The sequence below is a fragment of the Providencia sp. AGC89 genome (assembly GCF_053543535.1).
In genome coordinates this window covers 89,135-114,973 of the sequence record NZ_JBIXLP010000092.1, presented here as the reverse complement: position 1 = coordinate 114,973, position 25,839 = coordinate 89,135, and the positions used below count along the sequence as shown (strand labels likewise).

Sequence of the window (25,839 nt, the reverse complement as noted above, 5' to 3'; positions counted from 1 at the left end):
GTAAGTTAAAAATTATGCTTTAAGGTGATTGCAGCGAGGCAAGGCGCACTAAAGCAAGGAGTACAACAAGCTGCAAGTGTGTTGGCCGCGCTTCGCCACCCAAGTCATATACTGGTGTATGCTCCTTGGGATAGCTTAGCTTGCCGCCTTCTTGCAACTCGAATTATTTAGAGTAATTCGAGTAAGTTAAAAATTATGCTTTAAGGTGATTGCAGCGAGGCAAGGCGCACTAAAGCAAGGAGTACAACAAGCTGCAAGTGTGTTGGCCGCGCTTCGCCACCCAAGTCATATACTGGTGTATGCTCCTTGGGATAGCTTAGCTTGCCGCCTTCTTGCAACTCGAATTATTTAGAGTAATTCGAGTAAGTTAAAAATTATGCTTTAAGGTGATTGCAGCGAGGCAAGGCGCACTAAAGCAAGGAGTACAACAAGCTGCAAGTGTGTTGGCCGCGCTTCGCCACCCAAGTCATATACTGGTGTATGCTCCTTGGGATAGCTTAGCTTGCCGCCTTCTTGCAACTCGAATTATTTAGAGTAATTCGAGTAAGTTAAAAATTATGCTTTAAGGTGATTGCAGCGAGGCAAGGCGCACTAAAGCAAGGAGTACAACAAGCTGCAAGTGTGTTGGCCGCGCTTCGCTACCCAAGTCACATACTGGTGTATGCTCCTTGGGGTAGCTCAGCTTGCCACTCGAATTATTTAAAGTAATACAGCGCTAAGTTGGCGCGTTGGCAAATTACCCTTTAGAATAATTACGGTGTATTTTACAGCAAGCGGCAGTGTGTTGAGTTTGTGTATAGTTGTAATGAATATAATTAATTAGGCATAAATAATATTTACGGATAAGGAATACTTTTGGACAGCCAGCTTGAAGTGACTGCAAAGAACTCGAAGATCGTGAGAATTTTACAAGTTACGGATACGCATCTTTTTGCTAACACTGAGAACACCCTTTTAGGTGTAAATACTTATGATAGCTATCAAGCAGTGCTTGGCGCTATTGCAAAAGAAAATCTCCCAATTGATTTGATTGTTGCGACAGGGGATCTGGTTCAAGACCAATCGCCACAAGCTTATCAACATTTTGCAGATGGTATTGAGCGTATTCCTGCGCCTTGTGTTTGGCTTCCTGGAAACCATGATTATCCGCCAGCCATGGTTGAAACCCTTAGGGTGGCTGGTATCTCAAGCGCTAAACAAATTTTAATTGGCGATGAATGGCAAATTCTAATGTTAGATAGCCAATTGCAAGACGTCCCCCATGGTGAACTTTCTGAGCAACAATTAGAATGGATGAAGCAGAGCTTAGATGCGCAACCTGACCGTACAACGTTAGTAATGCTACATCATCATCCATTGCCTTCGGGTTGTACATGGCTAGATCAACACAGCTTAAGAAATTCGCACATATTAGCGGATTACCTAAAAAGCTATCCAAATGTTAAAACCATGCTGTGTGGGCATATTCATCAAGAAATGGATGTGCTTTGGCATGGAATACGTTTGTTAGCCACGCCTTCAACTTGCGTGCAATTCAAACCACATTGTACTAACTTTGCGCTAGATACCGTAGCACCTGGTTGGCGCTATTTGGAACTCAGTGTGGATGAACAAGGGCATAGGCATATCAAAACGAGTGTGCATCGTTTAGAGACGAGAGAATTCAGTCCTGATTTAGACTCCGACGGTTATTAATCACCTTATGTCTACTTTACTTTATATTCACGGTTTTAATAGCTCACCTTTATCAGCTAAAGCAAATAGCTTAAAGAAATGGGTTGATGCAAACTACCCACATATCAATATGGTTGTGCCGCAATTACCGAATTTTCCTCGGCAAGCTCAAGCCATATTAGAAGATATTGTCTTACAACATAAACATGGGAAGATTGGCCTAGTAGGTTCCTCCCTTGGAGGGTATTTTTCTCTTTGGCTCAGTGAGCGTTATCAACTTCCTGCAGTGGTGGTCAACCCTGCTGTAAGACCCTTTGACTTACTACAAGACTATTTAGGGGAGAATACAAACCCCTATACTTACGAAAAATATGTGTTGGAAAACAAACATATTCATGAGCTAAAATCCTTATACATTGAAAAGTTAACATCTCCTCATCTTATTTGGTTACTACAGCAAATGGGGGATGAGGTACTTGATTATCGTGAAGCTGTTACCTATCTTTCTAAGTGTAAACAGACTGTAGAACCTGACGGTAATCATGCATTTGTTGGTTTTGAAGCATACTTTCCTCAAATTGTTCATTTTTTACAATTGGCAGAGAAATAGTGTCAAAACACATGAACACTGTTATTATCAACAGTAACTCACTGATTGAATAGTTCAATTAGCCACCTATTTACCGCAGAATGACAACATGACTCAATCTAGTTATAACGCAGAGGCCATTGAAGTCCTCAGTGGTTTGGAGCCTGTTCGCCGTCGTCCGGGGATGTATACTGATACCAGCCGACCGAACCATTTGGCTCAAGAAGTAATTGATAATAGTGTCGACGAAGCCCTTGCTGGGCATGCGGGGCACATCGAAGTTATTTTACATGCCGATCAATCCCTTGAGGTGATCGATGATGGGCGTGGTATGCCTGTTGATATCCACCCTGAAATGAAAGTGCCAGCCGTAGAGTTAATTTTAGGGCAGCTGCACGCGGGGGGGAAATTCTCCAATAAAAGTTACCAGTTTTCCGGGGGCCTACACGGGGTAGGTATTTCCGTAGTCAATGCGTTATCAAAACGTATTGAAGTTACAGTGCGTCGCGATAGCCAAGTGTATCAAATTGCCTTTGAAAACGGCGATAAAGTAGAAGATTTGCATGTAATCGGTACCTGTGGCAAGCGTAACACAGGGACTAGCGTGCATTTTTGGCCAGATGAAAGCTATTTTGATAGCCCAAAATTTTCAGTTTCGCGTTTAACTCATAATTTAAAAGCCAAAGCCGTTTTATGTCCTGGCGTGAAAATCACGTTTAAGGACAAGCTCAATAATACAGAGCAAAGCTGGTGTTACAGTGATGGGTTAACTGATTACTTAATGGAATCCATAGACGGGCTAGAAGCATTACCCGCAAAACCTTTCACTGGGGAGTTCTCAGGGGAAACTGAAGGTGCTCAGTGGGCGCTGTTATGGTTACCTGAAGGCGGTGAATTGTTAACTGAAAGCTATGTAAACCTTATTCCAACCGCGCAAGGTGGAACCCACGTTAATGGTTTACGCCAAGGGTTATTGGACGCGATGCGTGAATTTTGTGAATTCCGCAATATTTTACCTCGTGGTGTTAAGCTTTCGGCGGATGATATCTGGGAACGCTGTACGTATGTACTTTCCGTAAAAATGCAAGACCCTCAATTTGCAGGGCAAACGAAAGAACGCCTTTCATCGCGTCAATGTTCTGCATTTGTTTCCGGTGTTGTTAAAGATGCCTTTAGCCTGTGGTTAAACCAAAATGTGCAAGTGGCTGAGCAACTGGCGGAAATGGCAATATCGAGCGCACAACGCCGGATGCGTGCGGCGAAAAAAGTAGTGCGTAAGAAGCTAACCAGTGGCCCTGCATTGCCGGGTAAACTGGCAGATTGCAGCTCGCAAGACCTTAGCATGACAGAACTCTTCCTTGTCGAAGGGGATTCGGCGGGCGGGTCAGCAAAACAAGCCCGCGACCGTGAATACCAAGCTATCATGCCATTACGCGGTAAAATCCTAAACACATGGGAAGTGTCTTCTGACGAAGTTTTAGCTTCCCAAGAGGTACATGATATCTCCGTGGCAATTGGTATTGACCCTGATAGCGAAGACCTCAGCCAACTACGTTACGGTAAAATTTGTATTCTTGCGGATGCGGATTCCGATGGTTTACATATCGCAACGTTATTGTGTGCTTTATTTGTGCGCCATTTCCCGACTTTAGTCAAAGCGGGGCATGTATATATGGCAATGCCGCCGTTGTACCGTATCGATTTAGGCAAAGAAACTTTCTATGCCCTTGATGAAAGCGAAAAAAATGCGGTGCTAGAGCGTCTTAGCCGTAAGCGTGGTAAACCGAATGTTCAACGGTTTAAAGGGTTGGGTGAAATGAACCCACCACAATTACGCGAAACCACATTAGATCCAAATACTCGTCGCCTTGTTCAGTTAACCATCGATGATGAAAACTACCAAGAAACGCTTGCCGTTATGGATATGCTTCTAGCGAAGAAACGCTCTGAAGACCGCCGTAATTGGTTACAAGAAAAAGGCGATATGGCTGAAATTGATGTCTAACATCCGAATTGCGATGAGAAAGCGTAAGGAATTAATTAAATGAGTGAAATTACTCATGATGGTGTGGAGCGCCTACCGCTTCATGCCTTTACTGAAAATGCCTATCTAAACTATTCGATGTACGTCATCATGGATAGGGCATTACCTTTTATTGGCGATGGGCTTAAACCTGTTCAGCGCCGCATTGTGTATGCCATGTCAGAACTTGGTTTGAGCAACACAGCAAAATATAAGAAATCAGCAAGAACTGTCGGTGACGTACTAGGTAAATACCATCCACATGGTGACAGTGCGTGTTATGAAGCGATGGTATTAATGGCTCAACCGTTTTCTTACCGTTACCCACTAGTGGACGGGCAAGGGAACTGGGGGGCACCGGATGACCCTAAATCGTTTGCAGCAATGCGTTATACCGAATCGCGCTTATCAAAGTATGCGGAAGTTTTGCTGAGCGAGTTAGCTCATGGCACGGTTGATTGGGTACCTAACTTTGATGGTACGTTAAACGAACCTAAAATGTTACCGGCGCGTCTGCCAAATATTTTATTAAATGGCACAACGGGCATTGCAGTTGGGATGGCGACAGATATTCCGCCTCATAACGCCCGAGAAGTGGCAAATGCGCTAGTGGCATTGTTGGAGAAACCAACACTGGGTCTTGACGATATCATGGCGTTTGTTCCTGGTCCTGATTACCCGACCGAAGCTGAAATTATTTCTTCACAAAGTGATATCCGTAAAATTTACCAAAACGGCCGTGGTTCTGTTCGTATGCGTGCTGTGTGGGAAAAAGAAGACGGCAATGCAGTGATAACAGCGTTGCCTCATCAAGTTTCTGGCGCGAAAGTATTAGAGCAAATTGCTAGCCAAATGCGCGCGAAAAAGCTACCCATGGTTGAAGATTTACGTGATGAATCTGACCACGAAAACCCAACTCGTTTGGTTATTGTTCCGCGTAGTAATCGTGTTGATATTGACCAAGTGATGACGCATTTATTTGCGACTACCGACTTAGAAAGAAGTTATCGTGTTAACCTGAATATGATTGGCTTGGACAATCGTCCTTCAGTTAAAGGGTTAGTTGAAATTTTAACTGAGTGGATTACTTATCGTCGCCAAACAGTTCGTAATCGATTAAATCACCGTTTAGACAAAGTGTTAAGGCGTTTACATATTTTAGATGGTTTATTAATCGCTTACCTTAACATTGATGAAGTTATTGAAATTATTCGTACAGAGGACGAGCCAAAGGCTGTCCTAATGTCTCGCTTTAATATTACGGATACACAAGCAGAAGCTATTTTAGAGTTAAAACTACGTCATTTAGCGAAGCTTGAAGAAATGAAGATCCGTGGTGAGCAAGATGAATTAGCAAAAGAACGTGATGAGTTACAAGGTATCTTAGGGTCAGAGCGTAAATTAAATACCTTAATTAAAAAAGAAATTCAGGCTGATGCTAAAGCTTATGGCGATGATCGCCGCTCACCATTACATGAGCGTGAAGAAGCTAAGGCCATGAGTGAGCATGAAATTCTCCCTTCAGAGCCTATTACCGTTGTGCTTTCTGATATGGGCTGGGTACGTAGTGCTAAGGGCCATGATATAGAGCCGACGAACCTCAATTACAAAGCTGGCGATGGTTTTAAAGGCGCAGCTCGAGGCAAATCGAACCAAGCCGCAGTATTCCTTGATTCAACAGGGCGTAGTTATTCTGTTGACCCGCTTGAACTACCATCAGCGCGTAGTCAAGGCGAGCCATTAACAGGGAAACTGTCATTGCCACCAGGTGCAACCATTGAACATGTGTTAATGGCACCTGAAGAGCAAAAATATTTGATGGCGTCTGATGCTGGTTACGGCTTTATTTGTACTTTCAATGACCTAGTAACCAAAAACAAAGCAGGTAAGGCTTTAATTTCGTTACCAGATAACGCAAAAGTGTTAGCCCCCATTGAGCTACATAATGAACAAGAAGATTTGCTGTTGGCAATAACCAAAGCAGGGCGTATGTTAATATTCCCTGTTTCAGATTTACCACAGCTGTCGAAAGGTAAAGGGAATAAAATTATCAACATAGCTGGCGCTCAAGCTGCAAGTGGTGATGATTTGTTGACTTGGCTTATGATTTTACCTACAGGTGCATCAATGACTTTGCATTTTGGTAAGCGAAAATTGAAATTTAAAGCTGAAGATCTGCAAAAATATCGTTCAGAGCGCGGCCGCAAAGGGACCTCCTTGCCGCGAGGAATGCACAATATTGAACGTATTGATATTGAGCCTTTAGGTGCTGAATAATTAGTTAAGTAATAAATTCCTATTTATTCACTGCTCAGTCAGATTTGATTGGTGAATAAGTGGGTGATATTAATAGATTGGGGCTGTATGGCCCCGTTGAATTTGGGGTTAGTATGTTAGCGCTGATTAGAGCGATTATAGTTATTATCTACACGCTTGCTGTTTGTATCGGGGGCGGTATTTACTGTCTATTTAGCCCACGCAATCCAAAACATGTGATGACGTTTGGCCATATGTTTGGTCGGTTATCTGTAGTTTTTGGGATTAACGTGATCAACCGTGTCCCTGAAAAAGCCAAAAGCTATGGCCCAAGCATTTATATTGGTAATCACCAAAACAATTACGATATGGTGACCATGTCAAATGGTGTGCAGCCAAGAACGGTAACAGTGGGCAAAAAAAGTTTAGTTTATATTCCATTTTTCGGTTTTTTATATTGGATCACTGGCAATATTCTAATTGACCGCGCTAATCGTTCTAAAGCACATAATACGATTACTCAAGTGGCGGATCAGATAAAAAAACGTAAAATTTCAGTGTGGATGTTTCCAGAAGGGACGCGCAGCCGTGGGCGCGGTCTATTGCCTTTTAAAACGGGGGCATTTCATGCTGCTATCGCTGCTGGGGTACCTATCGTGCCAGTCTGTGTTTCTAGTACGCAAGGCAAGATTAAACTAAACCGTTGGAATAACGGCAATGTGATCATTGAGATGCTAGACCCTATCGATACGTCAGTGTATAGCCGTGAACAGGTTCGCGAACTGTCAGAACTCTGCCATTCCTTAATGGAAGCTAAAATAAAAGAGTTAGATTTAGAAGTCGCTGAAATGGCGAAGCAATCCCAAAAATAGTGCGTTATTAAGCCTAATATTCAATAATGCGGTCAGTAAAAATTATTGCCCGCATTATTATCCAAAACCGAGTTTGCTCATCAAACTTGAATCGCATTTCGTATAATTTTTTCCTTTTTAATTAATTAACCCTACTACTTGTAAAGCTATTAATTATATTTTTATATATTAGAAGATATTTTTAGAATTTCCCCTTTTTTCGCGATATCATGGCTGACATAATATTACGGTACTATATTGTTGTATCTAAGTAGTTATTTTACTAGCGCCAATTCAAAATTAGCCGCATTATTGGCTGAAAGTTTCTAATATTAAATAATAAAATGCGCTGGAATTTTTGTTTAGCGGAGAATTTATGTCATTCAATCGATGCCAAACCCTTGTAGCGGCAGGGTTGGCTCTATGTATGTCCTATGTGCCAATGAATGTAAGCGCAGAGGGGGCGATAGCTTTACCTGTGCCACCGTTATTAGAATCTCGGTCTGGTCAGCCACTCTTTTTGACATTACAAAAAATCCATTGGTCTTTTGATGGGAAATACTCAGCCGATATTTGGGGAATCAATGGTTCTTCACCAGGACCAACGATAAGAGTCAAAAATGGTGATGATTTAAAGCTAATTTATAGCAATAGATTACCTGAAGCTGTTTCAATGACCATCAGTGGGTTACAAATCCCGGGGACTCAGATCGGTGGGGCTGCAAGGCTGATTTCACCAAATGCAGATTGGTCCCCCGTGATCCCTATTCGTCAAAATGCAGCGACACTTTGGTATCATGCAAATACCCAAGGAAAAATGGGTGAACAAGTCCACAATGGGTTATTAGGCATGTGGATCATAGAAGATGATGTGACTAAAAATTTGCGTTTGCCTAAGCACTATGGTGTCGATGATTTTCCTATTATTATTCAAGACAAGCGGCTAGATAACTTTGGTGTGCCTGAATATAAAGCGAGCGAAGACGGTTTTCTTGGCGATACCTTATTAGTTAATGGTGTTCAGGACCCGTATGTCGAAGTTTCTCGCGGATGGGTGCGTTTACGGTTGTTAAATGCATCGAATTCACGTCATTATGTAATGAAAATTAGTGATGGTCGCCCATTTTCGATGATCGCATCAGACCAAGGCTTACTCACTGTGCCTGTTAATGTTCAAGCATTACCACTCGCCCCAGGTGAAAGGCGAGAAGTGCTGATTGACATGGCGAAAACTCAAGAGTTGACCATCACAGCAGGCGAGTCTGCAACATTTATGGACCGAGTAAAAGGGTTATTTGAGCCGTCAAATAGCCTAATCTCTACTAATGTGTTGACGATTAAAGCCACAGGCTTAATGTCGTTAGTGACTGATGGCTTACCAACGCAATTAGCTGAAGACAAAACGCAAGTTACATCCAGTATAATGCAACGTGAAATCCACCTTAATGACGGCTTTGGTATTAATAATGCGGTTCTTGATACTAATAGAGTCGATATGACAAGCCGTCAAGGAAATTGGGAACGTTGGGTTATTACAACAAATGTTCCGCAAGCGTTTCATATTGAAGGTGTGAGGTTTAAAGTGCTGAACCGCAATGGTCAACCGACTCCGCCTGAAGATTATGGTTGGAAAGACACCGTATGGGTAGATGGTCGTACCGAGTTGTTAGTTCAAATGATGCAACCTTCGTATAACCATTTTCCATTCTTATTCTATAGCCAAAATTTGGAAAAAGCGGATTTAGGTTCAGCGGGTCAGTTGGTGGTTTCACCACAAGAGTAGTTAAATGAAATAGCAATGTCATCAATAAGAACTATTAAGGAGGTTATTATGCCAAACACAAGAGCTAGAGCGTTAAATTGTATAATAATCATTAGTTAGAGAGGTATTTGCTTCTCTAACACTAGGAGAAGTTAATGGTAACATTGGTTGTTTTAACCCCTGAAAATTGGGAAGAGTGCGCAGATTTACAGGTTTCACCAGCGCAATCCGCATTTATTGCGTCGAACCTTTATTCTATTGCTGAAGTGCAATTTCTAACGGGGTTTGTCGTGAAAGGGATATGCCATCGTGATGAGATGATTGGGATGTTAATGTATGGTATTGACCCCGATGATGGTAATTACTGGATTTATCGTTTTATGATTGATGAAAAACATCAAGGTAAGGGCTATGCAAAGCAGGCAATGGCTTTGTTGATAGCGGATATTCAGCAGGAAAATACAGCGAATATTCCCTTTTTGATGGTTGGTTATCATTCAGAAAATAATACTGCGCACTATTTTTATCAAAGCACAGGGTTTGTTTCCCAAGGCTTAGCAGATTGGGGGGAGAATTTAGCTCAGTATTGCTTAGTTTAAAAATCAGCGAGCCGCATGGAAATTGCGGCTCTTTTTTATCTTGAACTATCAAAGAATAATTTATTCGGTAACACAAAGTTATGCCGTTTTAATAGTACGAAGGGTCTCCCACCCTATTAAATAGAGTGGAAGTCATCAGAAATTGAATTTGTGTTCCTTTGAAAAAGGAAAGGAATTTATAAGCTATCGTTAATCAATAAACAGTATAGACAGATAAATTAGGCTATTGTTTTTTGCATTTTATCTTAATGAACTAACTAAGCGCTACGCGAACTCCAAAAGCAATTAAAATAACTCCCAGCACTTTATCAACATATTTTTGCACTTTCGCTAACCCTTTTCTAACTGGGGCACTTTGAATTAAAAAGACTAAAATTGGCCAATAAATAACGGCGAGCCCCCAAATAATAAAAGCAAACCATAGTTTTTCGCCAACAGTTGAATTGATGTCCAATACTTGAGTAAACACAGCAAGGAAGAAAAGGGTTGCTTTCGGGTTCAGGACATTACAGAGAAAGCCTTGCATAAAGGCTTTTTTGAACGAGACAATCTCATGTTTACGAGTATTTAAATCAACTAAATGACTTGAATGTGGCAGTAGGCTTTTAATACCAATCCAAATTAAGTACGCTGCACCTGCATACTTTAAAATGTTAAATAACCAAGGGGTGGTGGTAATGAGCACTGCAAGGCCTGCGACACAGTAAGTCATATGTAATGCAATTGCAGCAATAACACCAAAGGCTGTCATGAGAGCCGCTGAACGTTGGTATCGTGCGGCATTTTTAACAATTAAAAAGAAGTCAGGACCTGGCGATAGCATCCCTAGGGTTGCTATGGTGGCAATCATAATACTGGTTTCGTACATGGGATATTCTCTTTTCTATAGCCCCTTACTAACCCAATTTTTAGAATTTGCAATACCTTGCTAAATACCCGTAAATTGAGGCAGGATGAGGTATCTCTTTTGTTTTTAAATGTTATTTTTAGTCCTAAATTTATCAATTCGAGTATAAGTGATTCAAACCTGTTTAAGGAAGCTTAAATTTAGTCGACGAAGCAATTCTCTTTCCGTATAGTGTGCTCAATTTTTATATTAGTTTCTAAGGTGAGTAGATGAATATTAGCTTAATCGCAGCAATGGCGATCGATCAGGTTATCGGCATGGAAAAAGCGATGCCTTGGAATTTGCCCGGTGATCTTGCGTGGTTCAAACGAAATACGTTAAATAGGCCTGTTATTATGGGGCGTGTCACCTATGAATCAATCGGGCGTCCATTACCACAACGCGTCAACATCGTATTAACTAGCCAGCCAGGGGCAGACTCTAACGTTGTTTGGGTGACCTCTATGGAAGAAGCGCTAGCTGCTGCACAAGCGGTAGAGAATGTTGAGGAAATCATGGTGATTGGTGGCGGTAAGGTTTACCAGCAGTTTTTACCTCTAGCGAATAAATTATACCTGACTCATGTTGATGCAGAAGTCATTGGGGATACTCATTTCCCAGTTTATGAGCCAGATGAATGGGATTCGATTTTTACCGAATATCACGAAGCGGATGAAAACAATACGCACGGCTATTGTTTTGAGATACTAACCAAAAGAGTTTAAATTTTCATTTCACAAAAATGGCGCTTAATGCGCCATTTTGTTTTTAATAGAGCCAAAACTATTCTTTACGGCTTTTTTGGTGTGATTTTTGGCGATAAAATTGTTTTGTTTCCCAGTGGTATAAGGTTAGGTCACCACCCCAGCAGCAGCCAGTATCTAAAGCATAAACGTTATCTGGTGTACATTTCCCTTCAAGGGATGCCCAATGGCCAAAGAACACCGAATAATCCTCAGGAATTTGACTTGGTAAATCAAACCAAGGTTTTAATGGTGCGGGCGCTTTTTTAGGGTTTTCTTTGCAAATCATATCAAGCTGCCCATTCGGGAAGCAGTAGCGTAAACGTGTGAGAGCATTGGTACTAAAACGTAAGCGTGCTAACCCCATTAAACTACTCGACCAATTATTTGGCATATCGCCATACATTGAATCGATAAATAGCGGGTAAGCATCACTGGAAAGGACGGCTTCGACTTCCCTAGCGCACATCCGTGCGGTTTCAATATCCCACTGTGGCGTTATACCTGCATGCGTCATCACTATTTTTCTTTCTTCATCAATTTGCAATAAAGGTTGACGACGTAGCCAATTGATTAGTTCGTCTAGATCAGGGGCATGCAATAATTCATCAAGGTGATCTTTAGGTTTATTACGACTAATTTTACAGTAGATCCCGAGAAGATGGAGATCATGGTTACCGAGAACCAAACGCACCGCGGGACCTAAACTTTTAACATAACGTAAAACTTGCAGTGACCCAGAACCTCGGGCAACCAAGTCACCAGTAAGCCATAATGTGTCTTGGTTTGGATCAAAATTGACCCTGTCCATTAGTTCACGAAGTTCACGATAGCAACCGTGGATATCACCTACTAAATATGTCGACATAATTAATTAATCAATGTTGGAATTGCAAGACGAAAAGCGGGGATATCAACGTGAAAATGGTCCCCTTGAGTGCTTAGCATCACGTAATAACCTTCCATCGTTCCCATTGGTGTTTCAAGAATTGCACCACTGGTGTAACGATATTCTTTTCCAGGAGGAATGACGGGTTGTTCACCCACCACGCCTTCACCTTGAACTTCAGTTTTATGGCCATCACTGTTAGTAATGAGCCAATAGCGGCTCATTAATTGGATGGGTTCTCGCCCTAAATTGCGAATACAGATGGTATAAGCGAACACATACCTTGCAATATCGGGTTGAGATTGGCTTTCGATGTAGACACTCTGAACTTGGATGCTTACATTTGGTTCATTAAGCATAGTGCCTCCTTCAACAGACTATTCTGACCGGTTAGAAAGATAGTTTGCCATTTTGCAATATTGTTCAACAGAAATATTTTCTGCACGGGTACCTAAGTCAACACCCAAATTGGTTAACTCTTCAACACTAAATAAATCCCCTAAGCTATTGCGGATCGTTTTACGGCGTTGGTTAAAAGCTTGGGTAGTAATACGACTTAAGAATTTAATATCTTTTACTGGATAAGGGTTTTCACGATGAGGGATTAACCTCACAATCGCAGAATCTACTTTTGGTGCTGGAGTAAATGCTGTTGGCGGCACTTCGAGTACTGGAACCACATGGCAATAATATTGCGCCATGACACTTAAACGACCATAAGCCTTACTCCCAGGGCCTGCTACCAGCCGATTAACCACTTCTTTTTGCAGCATGAAATTCATATCTGCAATCGAGTTAGTAAAGGTAAATAGGTGGAACATCAATGGGGTAGAAATATTGTAGGGTAAGTTACCAAATACCCGCAGGGGTTGACCTGCTTGTTTTGCTAGCTCGCCGAAATCCACAGTCATCGCATCTTGCTGAATGATAGTGAGTTTATCTTTTAGTTGCGGATGGACGTGTAACCGTGCCGCGAGATCACGGTCGAGTTCAACGACGGTCATTTTGTCGATTCGGCTACCAACCGGTTCTGTTAAGGCACCTAAGCCAGGGCCAATTTCGACAATGGATTGGCCCGGTTTCGGGTTCATTGCATCTACGATGCTGTCAATAATAAACTGGTCAGTTAAAAAGTTCTGCCCGAAACGTTTGCGGGCAAAGTGCCCCTGATGGACTCGATTATTCATGTATTTTTAGATGTCATTTGGATAGCTAACTTTAATGCGGTGATAAAACTCCCCGCATCAGCATGACCCGTCCCCGCGAGTTCAAGCGCAGTGCCATGATCGACAGAGGTACGGATAAAAGGCAGACCGAGGGTAATATTCACCGCTCTGCCGAAACCTTGGTATTTTAACACAGGAAGACCCTGATCATGATACATTGCTAAAACTGCATCTGCGTGATCTAAATACTTAGGTTGGAAAAGGGTATCCGCGGGTAATGGCCCAACGAGATGAACCCCCTCTACACGTAAGCTTTCAAGTGCGGGTTCGATGGTGTCAATTTCTTCGGTACCCATATGGCCACCTTCACCTGCATGTGGGTTTAAGCCACAAACATAGATTGTAGGTTTTTCAATACCGAATTTTGTTTGTAAATCATGATGTAAGATGGTGATCACTTCACGTAGACTTTGTTGCGTGATGGCACCTGAAACATCTTTAAGTGGTAGGTGTGTGGTGGCTAAGGCAACACGAAGCTCTTCGGTTGCTAGCATCATAACGACCCGCTCACAACCACTACGTTCTGCAAAAAACTCGGTGTGACCACTAAAGGGAACACCGGCATCATTAATAATGCCCTTATGCACTGGCCCCGTTACAATCGCTGAAAATTCACCCTTTAAACAGCCATCACAGGCTTGTGCTAATGTGTCAACCACATAACTACCATTGGCCACATTGAGTACGCCTGCTTTCGCCGGGGTATTTAAGTCAACGGGTATAATGGATAGATGACCTGGAGTATGGGCTTTTACTGCCTTACTTGATTCATATTCGGTCAGAGTGAGTGGTAAGTTTAACGTTTTAGCGCGTTCAAGAAGTAAGTTTGGATCAGCGCATGCAACTAACTCAACAGGCCATGCCTGCTGAGCGAGTTGGATTAGCAAATCTGGACCAACCCCGGCAGGTTCACCGGGGGTGATAACAATAGGCTTAATTAGATTTTTCATCATTAGATTGGTTGTCACGACCATCGATGACTTTTACGTAAGCAGAAGCCCGCTGCTCTTGCATCCAGCTTTGCGCTTCTTCATTAAATTTACGGTTAAACAGTAGGCGGTACGCTTGGTCTTTTTGTGCCGCATCTGTTTTATCTACCTTACGTGTATCTTCTAATTGAATTAAGTGCCAGCCAAAACTTGAAGGAACAGGTTGGCTTAATTCACCTTTGTTTAATTTCATCAGAGCATCACGGAATGCTGGGTCATAGATATCCGGCATGTTCCAACCCAATTCACCGCCTTTTAAGGCGCTACCTGGGTCTTCTGAATTCTCTTTTGCCGCATCTTCAAATGTGATTGCGCCAGAACGGATATCTTGGGCTATTTTCACTAGTTTCTGTCTAGCTTGAGTATCATCCATAATTGGAGATGATTTAATCAAAATATGGCGTGCTTTTACTTCTGTTACAGAAATCGGTTGGCTACCACCACTGACATCATTTACGCGCAAAATATGGAAACCAACACCAGAGCGAATTGGGCCGACAATATTGCCTTTTTTCGCATTTTTTAATTGTTCAGCAAAGACAACTGGCAATTCTTGTAAACGTGACCAACCCATATTGCCGCCTTTCAGCGCTTGCGGGTCTGCTGAGTAGGCAATCGCTAATTTACCAAAATCCCCACCTTTTTTTAGTTCAGTTAAGATTTTGTCTACTAACGCTTCCGCTGTTTTTAATTGCTCTTGAGTTGGGTTCTCGGATAATGGGATTAAGATATGGCTGAGATTAACCCCCATTTCGTAGTTTGCTTGTGAGCTCATTTGTTCAGCAAGAGAATCAACTTCTTGCGGTAAAATTGTCACACGACGGCGTACTTCATTATTACGCACTTCAGCGATCAGCATCTCTTTACGAATTTCACTGCGATATTGAGCCATATTGATGCCATCAGCAGTTAAACGCTTTTGCATTTGCTCCAGAGTTAAACCGTTCTGGCGAGCAATATCAGCGATGGTCGCATTCACGGCTTCTTCTGGAATGTTTATCTGCATCTGGTTAGCCATCTGCAAGATGATGTTATCCATAACTAGACGCTCAAGGATCTGATGACGCAGGGTTTGATCATCAGGCACCTGTTGGCGTGCGTTCTGAGCGTTCACTTTTACCGTATTGATCATATTCTGGACGTCACTTTCCAGCACAACTCCGTTGTTGACGACCGCAGCCACTTTATCCATTTGCTGCGGCGCAGCCAAGGCAGCAGAGCTTGCGAACATCAGTCCCAGAATAAGCGTTCTCCAATTCTTCATAATGGTCCTATAATATTGACTTTGATTCCGCAAAATGCGGGCTAATACGTGTTTACTCGCCATACTTCGAGTTGTAGTGTTGTTGACTGCACCTCGAAGTATTTAGAGTAAATGCATCTCAAATTATTCAGAATAAACGATGCTATTTGTTATCAGAAAGCACGTTGATAAGGCATAATACCTCGGCTCAACATTTCCTGACTACCTAAACTATGATTGTTATTTAGGCCTCTAAGTTCCACATTGATTGACCATTTATTATCATATTCGCTGCTGAACTTTTCTTTTTGCCAACCGACAATCTTACGTTCATAGCCAAGGTTGACTGCCCAACAACAGGTATTATATTGCAACCCAACCAGTTGGCTCGCGGATTGTTTTTGTTTTGTATCATAATAATATGAGCCGACAAAACCCCAGCGATCATTCAATGGCCAACTAACAACCGTACCTACCTGTGAAATACCTTGTTGATATTCAGGTAGGGTATAGGTGTAGCCACCATTTGCCACATCATCACGGCGGAAGGTTGCTTGAATATAATCGCGGTCAACAAAACGGTAGTTCAACTGAACTAATCTATCTGCATCTAAACGATATTCTGCAACAGCGTTCCCCATAGTGACATTGCCTAGACGACGGTCATACTGTAAACCACCGCGCATTCCCCAATTATCATCGATGCGCCACATGGTATCAGTGGCCCATAATAAGGAACCGGTATTACTTTTATCATCAATTGGGCGGTTAGAGTCACCCGCACGAGGGCGTTCGAAATAATAAATTTGCCCAACGGAGAAATTAAAGCGCTCAGCTAAACTATCATCATAGAGGCGAGTTGTAACACCCGTAGTGAGCTGATTTGCTGAGGCTATACGGTCAAGACCACTGTATATTCTGTCACGGAACAAACCGCTGTAATCCGATTGTAATAATGAGGAATCGAAGTTATTGATATTGTCCTGATCTTTATACGGAATATACAGGTACTGTACGCGTGGCTCTAATGTTTGTATAAAATCGCTTCCTTGGTAGAGGTCGCGCTCAAAAACGACTTTTGCGTCACTTTTGAACATTGGGAGAACACGGCTTACATTTTTCTCTAAATTTTTATCAGTATTAGAGCGGGGTATGTCTTGGTCGTAATGGGTAGCATACAATTTAATGCTATTGTTCATATTTGCCCAGCCATTTGATAATGGCAGGTTCACCTCAGGTTCGAAGTGTAAACGTGTTGCATCAGGGTTGTTTTTACCCACACTAGTAAAACGAGCCGCTTGCGCATAGGTATGAAAATCGAAAGCGCCTAAATTATTTTTATAATAATTAAAGTCAACTTGCGGCTCCGCTTTATATGCGCGTTTGTTTGGGTTATCAGCAAAGATCTGGAACTGCTTATGGGTAACTTTAGCATTCCAGTTAGTATCTGAATAACCGGCACTGAATTTTTGGGTGGCATAACCATCAGTGGTACTACCGTATTGGGAACTAAAATCTGTAAAGTAGCTTGGGTCGCTTACTTTGGTATAGTCTGAGCTAAAATTCCAATGCCCTGCATAGGTACCTGAATGGCGCCAGTAGAATAACCAGCGGTCATCGCTGTCACGCTTTTCACGTTTACCACGTTCTTTATCTTTACTGTAGGCTCTGTCATGCTTCAGAAAGTCAAATGCAACGGTACCTGTTCCTGGTGTTATTAGATAACGGAATTCATTATTTAACTTAACACCACGGTGTGTCATAAACTGTGGGGTGATAGTTGCATCGTAGTTCGGTGCAATATTCCAATAATAAGGTAAAGAAAACTCTAAACCGTCATTAGTTGAATAGCTACCTGTTGGAATTAAGAAACCGGAACGACGCTTGTTACCAATAGGCAACTGCATATATGGGCTATAAAAAATTGGCACATCACCAACTTTAAAGCGCGCATGCCAAATTTCAGCGACTTCTTCTTCTCGGTCGATAATTACTTCTGAACCAGCAACGCTCCAGCTATTATTGCCGGGTAAGCAGGTGGTGAAAGTCCCATTTTCCATAATGGAATAACGGTTTTCATCACGCATCTTCATTTTTGTTGCGTCACCACGTCCCTGACGGCCTACCATCATGTAGTTACCATCATTTACATCGGTATTTTTGTTATCTAAATTCGACCATGCTGAAGGGCCTTTTAAGATAATTTGCGGATCATCGTAATGAACATTACCGGTTGCGGTCACTTCACGTACAGGAGGCTCACCCGCCGTTTCTGTTTGGGTGAGTTTGACGTTATCAGCGGTTAATGTCTGGTTCCCTTGTTGAATATCGACATTACCGTCATATTCAACAAAATTAGGGTATTCGCCACGGACATCTTCAGCAGTTATGTGAATAGGCAGGTTGTTGGGGTCACCCTTTACAATAGGTTTTGTATATACAGGGACACCCAGCATACACTGCTGTGCAAGGTCAGCATGTGCTTGCTGACTATAAATTGCCGCCCATACCATGGTGGCAAGTAGTGTTGGATAGCTTTTTTTCATCATTAAATATGCGGTTCCGTCATAATTGGCACAGCCAGCAAACGCTCAAAGACTAACTTAGCCAACCACTTTGCGCCAGTATAATGTAAAAAACTTTACGCGCGGGTAGTTATGCATAGAGCAGAATGAATAGTATGATAATGCAAAATTGCATTCTGAGCATTGAAGAATTGAGGGATATATGCACTATTGGGGTAAAATTATTGGCGTTGTACTCGCAATCGTCTCTGGATTGGGCTTTTGGGGGGCGCTAGTAGGGCTAATTATTGGGCACGGTTTTGATAAAGCATCGATACAACGTAAGTTCGCTGGGGCGATGAACAAACGTGATCGGCAAATCATTTTCTTTGCGAGTACCTTCCAAATTTTAGGTCATTTAACGAAGTCGAAAGGCCGTGTAACTGAGACAGATATTCAGCTTGCATCAAATTTGATGGATAGAATGCAATTGCATGGAGAGACCCGAAAAGCTGCCCAACAGGCATTTAGAGAAGGTAAATCTCCTGACTTCCCATTACGTGATGTATTAAAGCAATTACGTATGGCCTGCTATGGTCGTTTTGACTTAATTCAGATGTTTCTGGAAATTCAATTACAAGCCGCTTTTGCGGATGGGCAGTTGCATCCGAATGAAAGAAAAGTGTTGTTTATTATCGCGGAAGAGTTAGGGATTTCAAAAGCCCAATTTGAGCAGTTCTTAGATATGATTCAAAGTGGTCGCCAATTTGGCCAAGGGTACTCTCAGCAGCAATCTGGGGGCTATTATCAACAATCTAATGGCCCAACCTTAGAAGATGCCTGTAAAGTGCTTGGTGTGTCTCCTAGCGATGACCCTACAAAAATTAAACGTGCTTACCGTAAATTAATGAGTGAACATCACCCAGATAAGCTGGTGGCGAAAGGTTTACCCCCTGAAATGATGGAAATTGCTAAACAAAAAGCCCAATCAATTCAAGCGGCTTATGACCTAGTCAAGAAGGAGCTGGGCTTCAAATAAATTTCCCCGTTATATTTTGCGTCGCAGCATTGTTGGCTGCGGCAGATAGTGTTACTAGGTATCCCACAGGGGCATCTAATATAGCAGCGCTGGCAAGTTTTTTAGTATTTTCAAACGTATAACTCGTAAAAGCCATTAACAAGGTTCGCCTAGAAAACGGAAAACATCCTATGTTAAGCCCATTTTTCAGTTGGTGTGATAGCCACTTTGAGCGAGGTGCAAACGTTGCATTTGAATCAGGATGGATTTGTCCTTATAGAACCATTTAAGGTCTAGACGTCCATCCCGTGATTTGGATAGTGATTACACTTTCTGGTCGCTTACGTGATTAAAGTGTAAGAGACAGGAAGTATGGACTTAAACTATATTAGAGTACTCTTCCAGCATGGCAAGGAGCGCGTGTCGTGCTGCATCATCTGCGATATTTTCAGGCAGAGCATCAGCTCGCAGATTGATGTAAGCGTTAATAGCCTTTTTTATTGCAATGCTAACGGCGTTATGGTCGTGCGTTGCCAGCGTGGGCGGTAGCAGATTTTCAGGATCAATATTGTGGAGCTCAATGCGGCGAACCCCACGTTGAGGTAGATTAGCACGGCGGTTCAGCATAGGCCCCAGCACTTGCTCCCGGAAAAATGACAGCATACCAATCGCTTCAAAGAGTTCGCCCCTTCCCAGTTTAGTCACTGCATAATGAAGCCAGATCCAAGCTCGGGACTCAAACCACTCTGGCGTCATATTAGGCCAGTGAGCACTACATTTTGCTAGCTGTCGCTCTAAAGCGCGGTTATCACGGGTAAATAATACCGCTGGCTCTTCGACACGTTGAGTGAGCATTTCCATTGTGACAAATTTTAGGTCGACATGGAGGAGTTCAGGGCCATACAGGCATATAAGTAGGCGAGGTTCTCCGACATGCTCCCCAGTGAAAGCATGCAGCAGATGCCCCAGTGTCCCAGCGAACACAAAGCGCTGTGCCATTATTTCGTCGTAGTAGAGAGTGTCTACCACAACGACAAAATCCAAGTCGGAGTATTTATCAAATCCGCCATGGATAATCGAGCCACCAGCGAGAAGGGAGTGGATCCGCGAGTCAGACTGTAATTTTAGCTTGAGCTGCTCTGTAAAAATTCTGTGTAAATCGGGTAACATACTTAGCATATTTTTTCCTGTTCACAAAAAACACAAAGCATTACAGCTTAACGAGTTCTATATATTTAGGCTAGATATTTTGTAAGGCGTAGTCATCTCTTTGGAGAGTTTTTCTTAAGCGATAAATTCTTCTGTATAGCCCTACACTGTTTATTTTGTCACGCTGGCTGACCTGAAAATACTCATGAATCAGCCAGTGTTTGCAAGGGATATCCTGCATATTACATAAATCGGTCAGCTCCACCTGAAGCTTCAATGGTCTGACCGGTAACAAACTGATTTCGATCAGAAAGTAAGAATGCGGTTATTGCCGCAATATCTTCTGGTAATCCAAAACGGCCTACAGGCGTTTTTTCTTTACCTAGTAATGCCATGACCTCTTTATCAGTTTTGTCAGCCAGCTCAGGGCGACGATTACGGACATTCGGCAGCATATTCTGGGCCCAGTTATCTGTAGTGACAGCGCCCACCCCCACCGCGTTGACCAAAATTCCATCAGGCGCAACACTCAGTGCCAAGCTACGGGTCAGGTTATTGATTGCCGCGCTCAGGGCATGTGAAACAGTCAGTTGGGGGTTTGGATATATCCCGCCGATAGATGAGATATTCACAATGCGGCCCCAGTTTCGGGCCTGCATTCTGGGTATGACTGCCTTACAAAAACGTCGCATTGCGGAAAACTTAGTCTCCGTCATCGACTGCCATTCTTCTTCTGATGTGGTTAGCAGCGTGCCCGCATGGGCTCTTCCTGCATTATTTACGAGCAAATCAATGTGCTGAAAAATACTTTCGGCTTGTTTTACCACCAATTCTGGCAATTCAGGATCGGTCACGTCCCCAGCAATAGGTAAAGCTGTTACACCGTATTTATCTGTGATTTTTTGCGCTGCCAATATTAATTCTGCTTTTTGTCTAGCAACCATGACCAGATGCACACCATTCGCTGCCAGTTCTTCGCAAATGCTGAAACCAATACCAGTTCGAGCCCCAGTTACTAGAGCCACTTTTCCAGCCAGTTTTAAATCCATTTTTAGCTCCTTACATTATTCCTAGTGATTAAGTGAACAACATTAGTAGCAACTTTTTGTTTCAGAGACTTGGGGAACAAAATTCAGACGTCTGAAAAAAGTGGTCAAAGAATCGAGAATTGGCATTGCATAGAGTAGGTAGCACTGAGTTTAGAATGAGGTGTGAACATGTGCGCTGATAGCCACGAGCTTTCTTCGGGCAAGACCCTAATGTTGGCGATTATTTGCTGTATCGTAGTCGCTAATATTTATTTTAATCAATCTGTTCTAAATCTGATCGCCGGTTCTTTTCCTAAAGAATGGAAAGCGGTTTCTTTGATCCCCATGGCTACCCAGTTAGGTTACGCGGTAGGCTTGTTCTTGCTGATCCCGCTGGGCGATTATATCGAGCGTCAACGACTTATACTGCGTCAGGCACAAGTGCTGTTTTTGGCGCTGATTGGCATGATATTGTCTCCAACGGCATCAGTACTGGTATTCTTCTCCTTTATAACGGGCATTGCTGCAACCGTCGCCCAACAGATAGTGCCGCTTGCAGCTTCACTATCGAGAAGCTCCTCACGCGGGAAAACGGTGGGCATGGTAATGAGTGGTGTGCTAGCAGGGATTTTAGCGGGGCGGGCTATTGGCGGCTTTATCGGTCAGTATTTTGATTGGCGAGGGGTCTTTTTATCGGGTGCGATCATGACATTGCTGGCGATATTTTTCATCGCTCGTATTTTGCCTTCTCAGGAGTTACCCACTCAAAAATTTAACTATCTCGCTGTACTGCGCTCCTTAGGGCTGATGTGGAAAAATGAGCCACAACTGCGGAATGCCACGCTGACACAGGCCCTGTTATTTGCTTCCTTCAGCATGCTATGGACGGTGCTTCCTTTCTGGCTAGCCCACCGCTACCATTACGGTGCGGGTATTACTGGGTCTCTGGCAGCGCTGGGGTTAATCGGAATTCTGTGCGCGCCTCTGGCAGGAAGTGTCAGTGACCGTCAAGGACCTTTTCGAATGGTCATTTTAGGCGTAGTACTCATGCTGCTGGCTTGGGTTGTTTTCTGGGGTTGGAACAGCATAGCGGGTATGGCAGTGGGGGTTTTGCTATTGGATGCGGGGGAACAATGTGTCCTGATTGCAAATCAGCACACTATTTATTCTTTGAGCCCCGATGCACGAAACCGCCTTAATACACTCTTTATGTGTGTCATGTTTATTGGTGGGGCATGCGGATCACTGACAGCCACTTGGCTATGGGAGACCACGCATAACTGGACTTTGATCGTTACTGCTGGGGCCGGGCTTGTGATGCTGGGTATGTTAATCGCTATCAGACGTAAACCGTCATCCTTTCAGACGGGCACATAGCACGACAGCATTTCTAATATCTGCTGAGTGTTGAGAATCATCGATATGGCTTAACACCTCCGTGATTAACTGTTTTGCCGCCACGTTGTCATCAGTTTCAATCAGTAGCGTCGCTAGTGAGCAAACAATGCGTAAAGCCCAGCCATATGCCTGTTGCTGGTATGCTTTATTCAGTGCCAGCTCCAGTTTCTGGCGCTGGGCGTAGGGGGGAAGATGTATTGTGGCAAGACGTATTAATTCGGGAGTACACCAGTTTTCATGCGGAGTTTGTTGCGAAAGTCTGGCATCTATTTCGGATAATAAAGGGGAGTACTGCCAGTCTAATCCCACGGCACGCAATGAGCTAAATAATGTCGTTTGCTTGATATTGGTATGCCTGAATTGCTCAGCCCAATGGAGAAACAACTCACCGTAGGTTTTCCAAAAATAGAGATCATGTTTTTCAGCCAGTTCAATAAGCCAGATAGCGGCTTTTCTTACCCAGCGTGGGTTGCGATTTAACGCTGCTGTCATGCAGGCACCCTCAGCCAGAGCACAGCACAGCGAACAAACATGTTGTAAACGCGCCGCTTTTTTCACGGCTCGCCATGCAACCTGTTTAGCTGCTCTATACTCACCTTGCACCCATAGTACACGGGATAAAAATGCCTCACCGGCGGTCTCTTGATCGAGTCCAAAACGAAAAGCGTGGTTGGAACCGTCAATGGCAAATCTGTCCAGTGATTGTTGCAGATAATCGCGACCGAGGACATGCTGACCCAAAAAATGCCAAGATACACCCAAAATTCGCAACCCTGTAGCCAGTGCGTTAGTATCATTAATTGCACGAGCGAGTGTACACATTGACTGCGCATGATGAAGCGACAGGTCCAATTTTCCAGTTCGTAAGTAATACAACCATAGCCCGTAATAAGCTTGTAAGCGGATTTCGTTATCGTTGAGTTGTTCTGCTAGTGACAACGCTGTTTGCCAAGTGACGCGCGTTTCAGGTGTGGGGCCTTTTGCCCAAGTGGATGCTTTACCCGCTTCTGCGCTGAGATTCATTCTTTGATGTAATGTTAAAACCTCCTGCAAACGTACTTCACTAAGCAGCGGATAAATATGACGCTGGCATTCATTATAAAGTGAATATTCAATCCAGAATGGCGTCATGGCCTGTAATATTTTAAGTCCTTTGGCAGGATCAGCTCCTTCAGTTAAGGTGCGCTGCAAAGCACTGCGTAAATCATTAAGGATAGGATCATAACGTGTTCGCCACTGTTCTGTTGGCAGTCTATACCAATCGTGCTGAGCTTGCTCCGCTTGATGGTGGCAATAGTCAGCAAACCGAGCCACAAGCCTTGGGTATTCTCCTTGCTGCCTGAGTTTATCACAGGCGAACTGACGGAGGGTTTCCAGTAAACGAAAATGAGTAACAGGTACCTGAGTGCTGACCTGAATCAGTGACAGGGAGAGCAACCGTTGGAGGTCATCGACAACCTGCCAACTATTTTCTTTAGCAGTCTGCAAGAAATCGATAACAGCGTTTACTGTGAACATATCGGTGAAGATCCCCAAAGAGCAGAATAATGTCTGTTCTCGTGGATTGAGTAATTGATAAGTCCACTCCAGTGTAGTCTTGATTTTTTGATGTCGGGATACTCGAACGCTTTGACTGTGATTCAGAAGCTGAAAACGATCTTCCAGACAATGATAAATCTCGCTGACACTCATAATGGGTAACCGAGAGGCTGCAAGTTCAATTGCTAGGGGGAGACCGTCAAGGTGACGGCATAATTCACCTATCACCGGCAGGTCAGCATCTGACGGATGAAAACCAAATTGCTGAGCCTGAGCTCGTTCAATAAACAGGCGGATACTGGGAAATGTTAGTAGGCGTTGTAAGTTGGACTCTTCTTTTTGCGGAACTTGGAGTGGCGGTAGGCGGTACTGTTGCTCACCCGCAATCTCTGTTGCCTCCTGACTGGTAAGCAACATGGTAATATGTGGCGCTGCATTCAGTAGCCGAGTAATTACTGGTTTTAATTCTTTAATAACATGCTCACCATTATCAATCATCAGCAAACATTGGCGTTGGGCAAGTTGGTGAGATAAATCACAACTATTATGAGCTGCGGTCAGTGGCAAATGTAAGGCCTGTGAGAAAACAGAAAGAAGACTGGAGGCATCGGAAATGTGTGCCAGTTCAGCCACACAAACGCCATCTGGGTACCTTGTCCGGACGAGGTTAACGACTTCCCAAGCAAGACGCGTCTTACCCACGCCGCCTGGACCGGTGATGGTTACTAGAGGGTGCTGACGGATTAAGTTGCAGATCTCCTGCACTGCTTGGTCTCGCCCTAAAATTGATGTCAGAAAAGGGAATACAACGGGTGATTTTCTGGAGTGCTCTGGCAATATTACTTCGGGGCTGGGCAAACGTTTAAAACGGTATCCGGAACCAAATTCAGTCGTTAGAAGATTACGATCGTCACCAAGTACGCGACGGATCGCAGAAATTTGCGCCTGAAGATTATTTTCCTCAACAATTTCATTCCCCCATACCTGAGTAAGCAACCTGTCTTTACTGACCACTTGACCTTCTGCACTGACCAGAACAATCAGTACATCAAAGGCTCTGGCCGAAATTTTAACCGGCTTACCGCGGTGCAGTAGGACCCTTAATTGAGGCCAGATTTGCCACTCAGCGAAGCGGATTTCATCGGTAGATTTCATGGCGTCACTCTCTTTTGTCAGGAGCCTCTGTTGTAGAGCAGTGGTAGTATAAAATCAGGGGCAACCTGTCGTATTGCGCAGTAGTTAATTCAACAATGATAACATGGGGGATTTTTCATCACATCCAGATGAGTTATATAAAGTACCATATCATTGAATAGAAGCATGTGGAGAAACCATGCCCACATTAGGCACTAAACGGCTTGTATAGAGAACTGAAAAGCTTAAAAGGCCTACAAAATTAGGCATCGCAAAATAATGAAATCTTATCGCAGAACCTAAGTTATCTTCGAACAAAGTTGAAATAGTGTAGCTTAT

At 43.3% G+C, this 25,839-nt stretch carries 23 protein-coding genes; 13 read left to right on the top strand and 10 right to left on the bottom strand.

Annotated features, from left to right (window positions below; all coding sequences use genetic code 11):
• The first annotated feature begins 24 nt into the window (after nt 1–24).
• The 10 genes from ACIPUA_RS21550 (at nt 25) to ACIPUA_RS21505 (ending at nt 9,754) form a co-directional block, all read left to right on the top strand.
• A complete protein-coding gene (locus tag ACIPUA_RS21550) occupies nt 25–171 on the top strand; it encodes a hypothetical protein (protein ID WP_449060127.1) in 147 nt (48 codons plus the stop codon).
• A 34-nt stretch (nt 172–205) separates the two neighbouring features.
• Nucleotides 206–352 carry a hypothetical protein gene (locus ACIPUA_RS21545; RefSeq protein WP_449060127.1) on the top strand — a complete coding sequence of 49 codons (147 nt, stop codon included), beginning with the start codon at nt 206–208 and terminating at the stop codon, nt 350–352.
• 34 nt (nt 353–386) lie between these two features.
• Entirely contained in the window at nt 387–533 is a 147-nt protein-coding gene (locus tag ACIPUA_RS21540; protein WP_449060127.1) for a hypothetical protein, read from the top strand.
• A gap of 322 nt (nt 534–855) precedes the next feature.
• On the top strand, nt 856–1,695 hold the full coding sequence (gene cpdA / locus ACIPUA_RS21535; protein ID WP_042846027.1) for a 3',5'-cyclic-AMP phosphodiesterase: 840 nt from the start codon (nt 856–858) through the stop codon (nt 1,693–1,695).
• A 7-nt stretch (nt 1,696–1,702) separates the two neighbouring features.
• Nucleotides 1,703–2,284, top strand: coding sequence for an esterase YqiA (gene yqiA, locus ACIPUA_RS21530; protein WP_449060126.1), 582 nt, complete (start codon nt 1,703–1,705; stop codon nt 2,282–2,284).
• Between the two features lie 88 nt (nt 2,285–2,372).
• The gene (gene parE / locus ACIPUA_RS21525) at nt 2,373–4,268 is read left to right on the top strand and encodes a DNA topoisomerase IV subunit B (protein ID WP_042846024.1); all 1,896 of its coding nucleotides are present in this window, start codon (nt 2,373–2,375) and stop codon (nt 4,266–4,268) included.
• A gap of 39 nt (nt 4,269–4,307) precedes the next feature.
• The gene (parC, locus tag ACIPUA_RS21520; RefSeq protein ID WP_105880881.1) at nt 4,308–6,563 is read left to right on the top strand and encodes a DNA topoisomerase IV subunit A; all 2,256 of its coding nucleotides are present in this window, start codon (nt 4,308–4,310) and stop codon (nt 6,561–6,563) included.
• A 113-nt stretch (nt 6,564–6,676) separates the two neighbouring features.
• On the top strand, nt 6,677–7,414 hold the full coding sequence (locus tag ACIPUA_RS21515; RefSeq protein WP_042846393.1) for a 1-acylglycerol-3-phosphate O-acyltransferase: 738 nt from the start codon (nt 6,677–6,679) through the stop codon (nt 7,412–7,414).
• Nucleotides 7,415–7,769: 355 nt separating this feature from the next.
• The gene (gene ftsP / locus ACIPUA_RS21510; protein WP_048606286.1) at nt 7,770–9,176 is read left to right on the top strand and encodes a cell division protein FtsP; all 1,407 of its coding nucleotides are present in this window, start codon (nt 7,770–7,772) and stop codon (nt 9,174–9,176) included.
• Between the two features lie 134 nt (nt 9,177–9,310).
• Nucleotides 9,311–9,754, top strand: a complete 444-nt coding sequence (locus ACIPUA_RS21505; RefSeq protein ID WP_048606288.1) for a GNAT family N-acetyltransferase — start codon at nt 9,311–9,313, stop codon at nt 9,752–9,754.
• Nucleotides 9,755–10,007: 253 nt separating this feature from the next.
• On the opposite strand, the gene ACIPUA_RS21500 is transcribed toward ACIPUA_RS21505, so the two are convergent.
• Nucleotides 10,008–10,622, bottom strand: coding sequence for a LysE family translocator (locus ACIPUA_RS21500; protein WP_042846017.1), 615 nt, complete (start codon nt 10,620–10,622; stop codon nt 10,008–10,010).
• Nucleotides 10,623–10,870: 248 nt separating this feature from the next.
• On the opposite strand from ACIPUA_RS21500, the gene folA reads away from it, so the two are divergent.
• Entirely contained in the window at nt 10,871–11,365 is a 495-nt protein-coding gene (folA, locus tag ACIPUA_RS21495; RefSeq protein ID WP_042846016.1) for a type 3 dihydrofolate reductase, read from the top strand.
• Between the two features lie 58 nt (nt 11,366–11,423).
• Here folA and apaH read toward each other — a convergent pair whose 3' ends face one another.
• The 6 genes from apaH to lptD form a co-directional block, all read right to left on the bottom strand.
• Nucleotides 11,424–12,251 (bottom strand): bis(5'-nucleosyl)-tetraphosphatase (symmetrical) ApaH, encoded by an 828-nt coding sequence (gene apaH, locus ACIPUA_RS21490; RefSeq protein ID WP_042846014.1) that lies wholly within the window; start codon nt 12,249–12,251, stop codon nt 11,424–11,426.
• A 2-nt stretch (nt 12,252–12,253) separates the two neighbouring features.
• On the bottom strand, nt 12,254–12,631 hold the full coding sequence (gene apaG, locus ACIPUA_RS21485; protein ID WP_042846012.1) for a Co2+/Mg2+ efflux protein ApaG: 378 nt from the start codon (nt 12,629–12,631) through the stop codon (nt 12,254–12,256).
• Nucleotides 12,632–12,649: 18 nt separating this feature from the next.
• Nucleotides 12,650–13,459: a 16S rRNA (adenine(1518)-N(6)/adenine(1519)-N(6))-dimethyltransferase RsmA gene (gene rsmA / locus ACIPUA_RS21480; RefSeq protein ID WP_042846010.1), complete on the bottom strand. Its 810-nt coding sequence runs from the start codon at nt 13,457–13,459 to the stop codon at nt 12,650–12,652.
• Nucleotides 13,456–14,451, bottom strand: a complete 996-nt coding sequence (pdxA, locus tag ACIPUA_RS21475) for a 4-hydroxythreonine-4-phosphate dehydrogenase PdxA (protein ID WP_042846008.1) — start codon at nt 14,449–14,451, stop codon at nt 13,456–13,458. Before pdxA ends, rsmA begins: the two co-directional genes overlap by 4 nt.
• Nucleotides 14,432–15,814: a peptidylprolyl isomerase SurA gene (gene surA, locus ACIPUA_RS21470; RefSeq protein WP_071548576.1), complete on the bottom strand. Its 1,383-nt coding sequence runs from the start codon at nt 15,812–15,814 to the stop codon at nt 14,432–14,434. The genes pdxA and surA overlap by 20 nt, the downstream gene beginning before the upstream one ends.
• Before the next feature lie 89 nt (nt 15,815–15,903).
• The gene (lptD, locus tag ACIPUA_RS21465) at nt 15,904–18,276 is read right to left on the bottom strand and encodes an LPS assembly protein LptD (RefSeq protein ID WP_042846392.1); all 2,373 of its coding nucleotides are present in this window, start codon (nt 18,274–18,276) and stop codon (nt 15,904–15,906) included.
• Nucleotides 18,277–18,457: 181 nt separating this feature from the next.
• Here lptD and djlA point away from each other — a divergent pair, with 181 nt between their 5' ends.
• A complete protein-coding gene (gene djlA / locus ACIPUA_RS21460) occupies nt 18,458–19,273 on the top strand; it encodes a co-chaperone DjlA (RefSeq protein ID WP_042846004.1) in 816 nt (271 codons plus the stop codon).
• Between the two features lie 357 nt (nt 19,274–19,630).
• Here djlA and ACIPUA_RS21455 read toward each other — a convergent pair whose 3' ends face one another.
• Nucleotides 19,631–20,431, bottom strand: a complete 801-nt coding sequence (locus ACIPUA_RS21455) for a nucleotidyltransferase domain-containing protein (protein ID WP_181468734.1) — start codon at nt 20,429–20,431, stop codon at nt 19,631–19,633.
• Nucleotides 20,432–20,643: 212 nt separating this feature from the next.
• Nucleotides 20,644–21,450, bottom strand: a complete 807-nt coding sequence (locus ACIPUA_RS21450) for an SDR family NAD(P)-dependent oxidoreductase (RefSeq protein ID WP_449060125.1) — start codon at nt 21,448–21,450, stop codon at nt 20,644–20,646.
• A gap of 168 nt (nt 21,451–21,618) precedes the next feature.
• Here ACIPUA_RS21450 and ACIPUA_RS21445 point away from each other — a divergent pair, with 168 nt between their 5' ends.
• Nucleotides 21,619–22,806, top strand: a complete 1,188-nt coding sequence (locus ACIPUA_RS21445; RefSeq protein WP_449060124.1) for an MFS transporter — start codon at nt 21,619–21,621, stop codon at nt 22,804–22,806.
• Here ACIPUA_RS21445 and ACIPUA_RS21440 read toward each other — a convergent pair.
• Nucleotides 22,783–25,521, bottom strand: coding sequence for a winged helix-turn-helix domain-containing protein (locus ACIPUA_RS21440; RefSeq protein WP_449060123.1), 2,739 nt, complete (start codon nt 25,519–25,521; stop codon nt 22,783–22,785). The genes ACIPUA_RS21445 and ACIPUA_RS21440 overlap by 24 nt on opposite strands.
• Nucleotides 25,522–25,839: the final 318 nt, after the last annotated feature.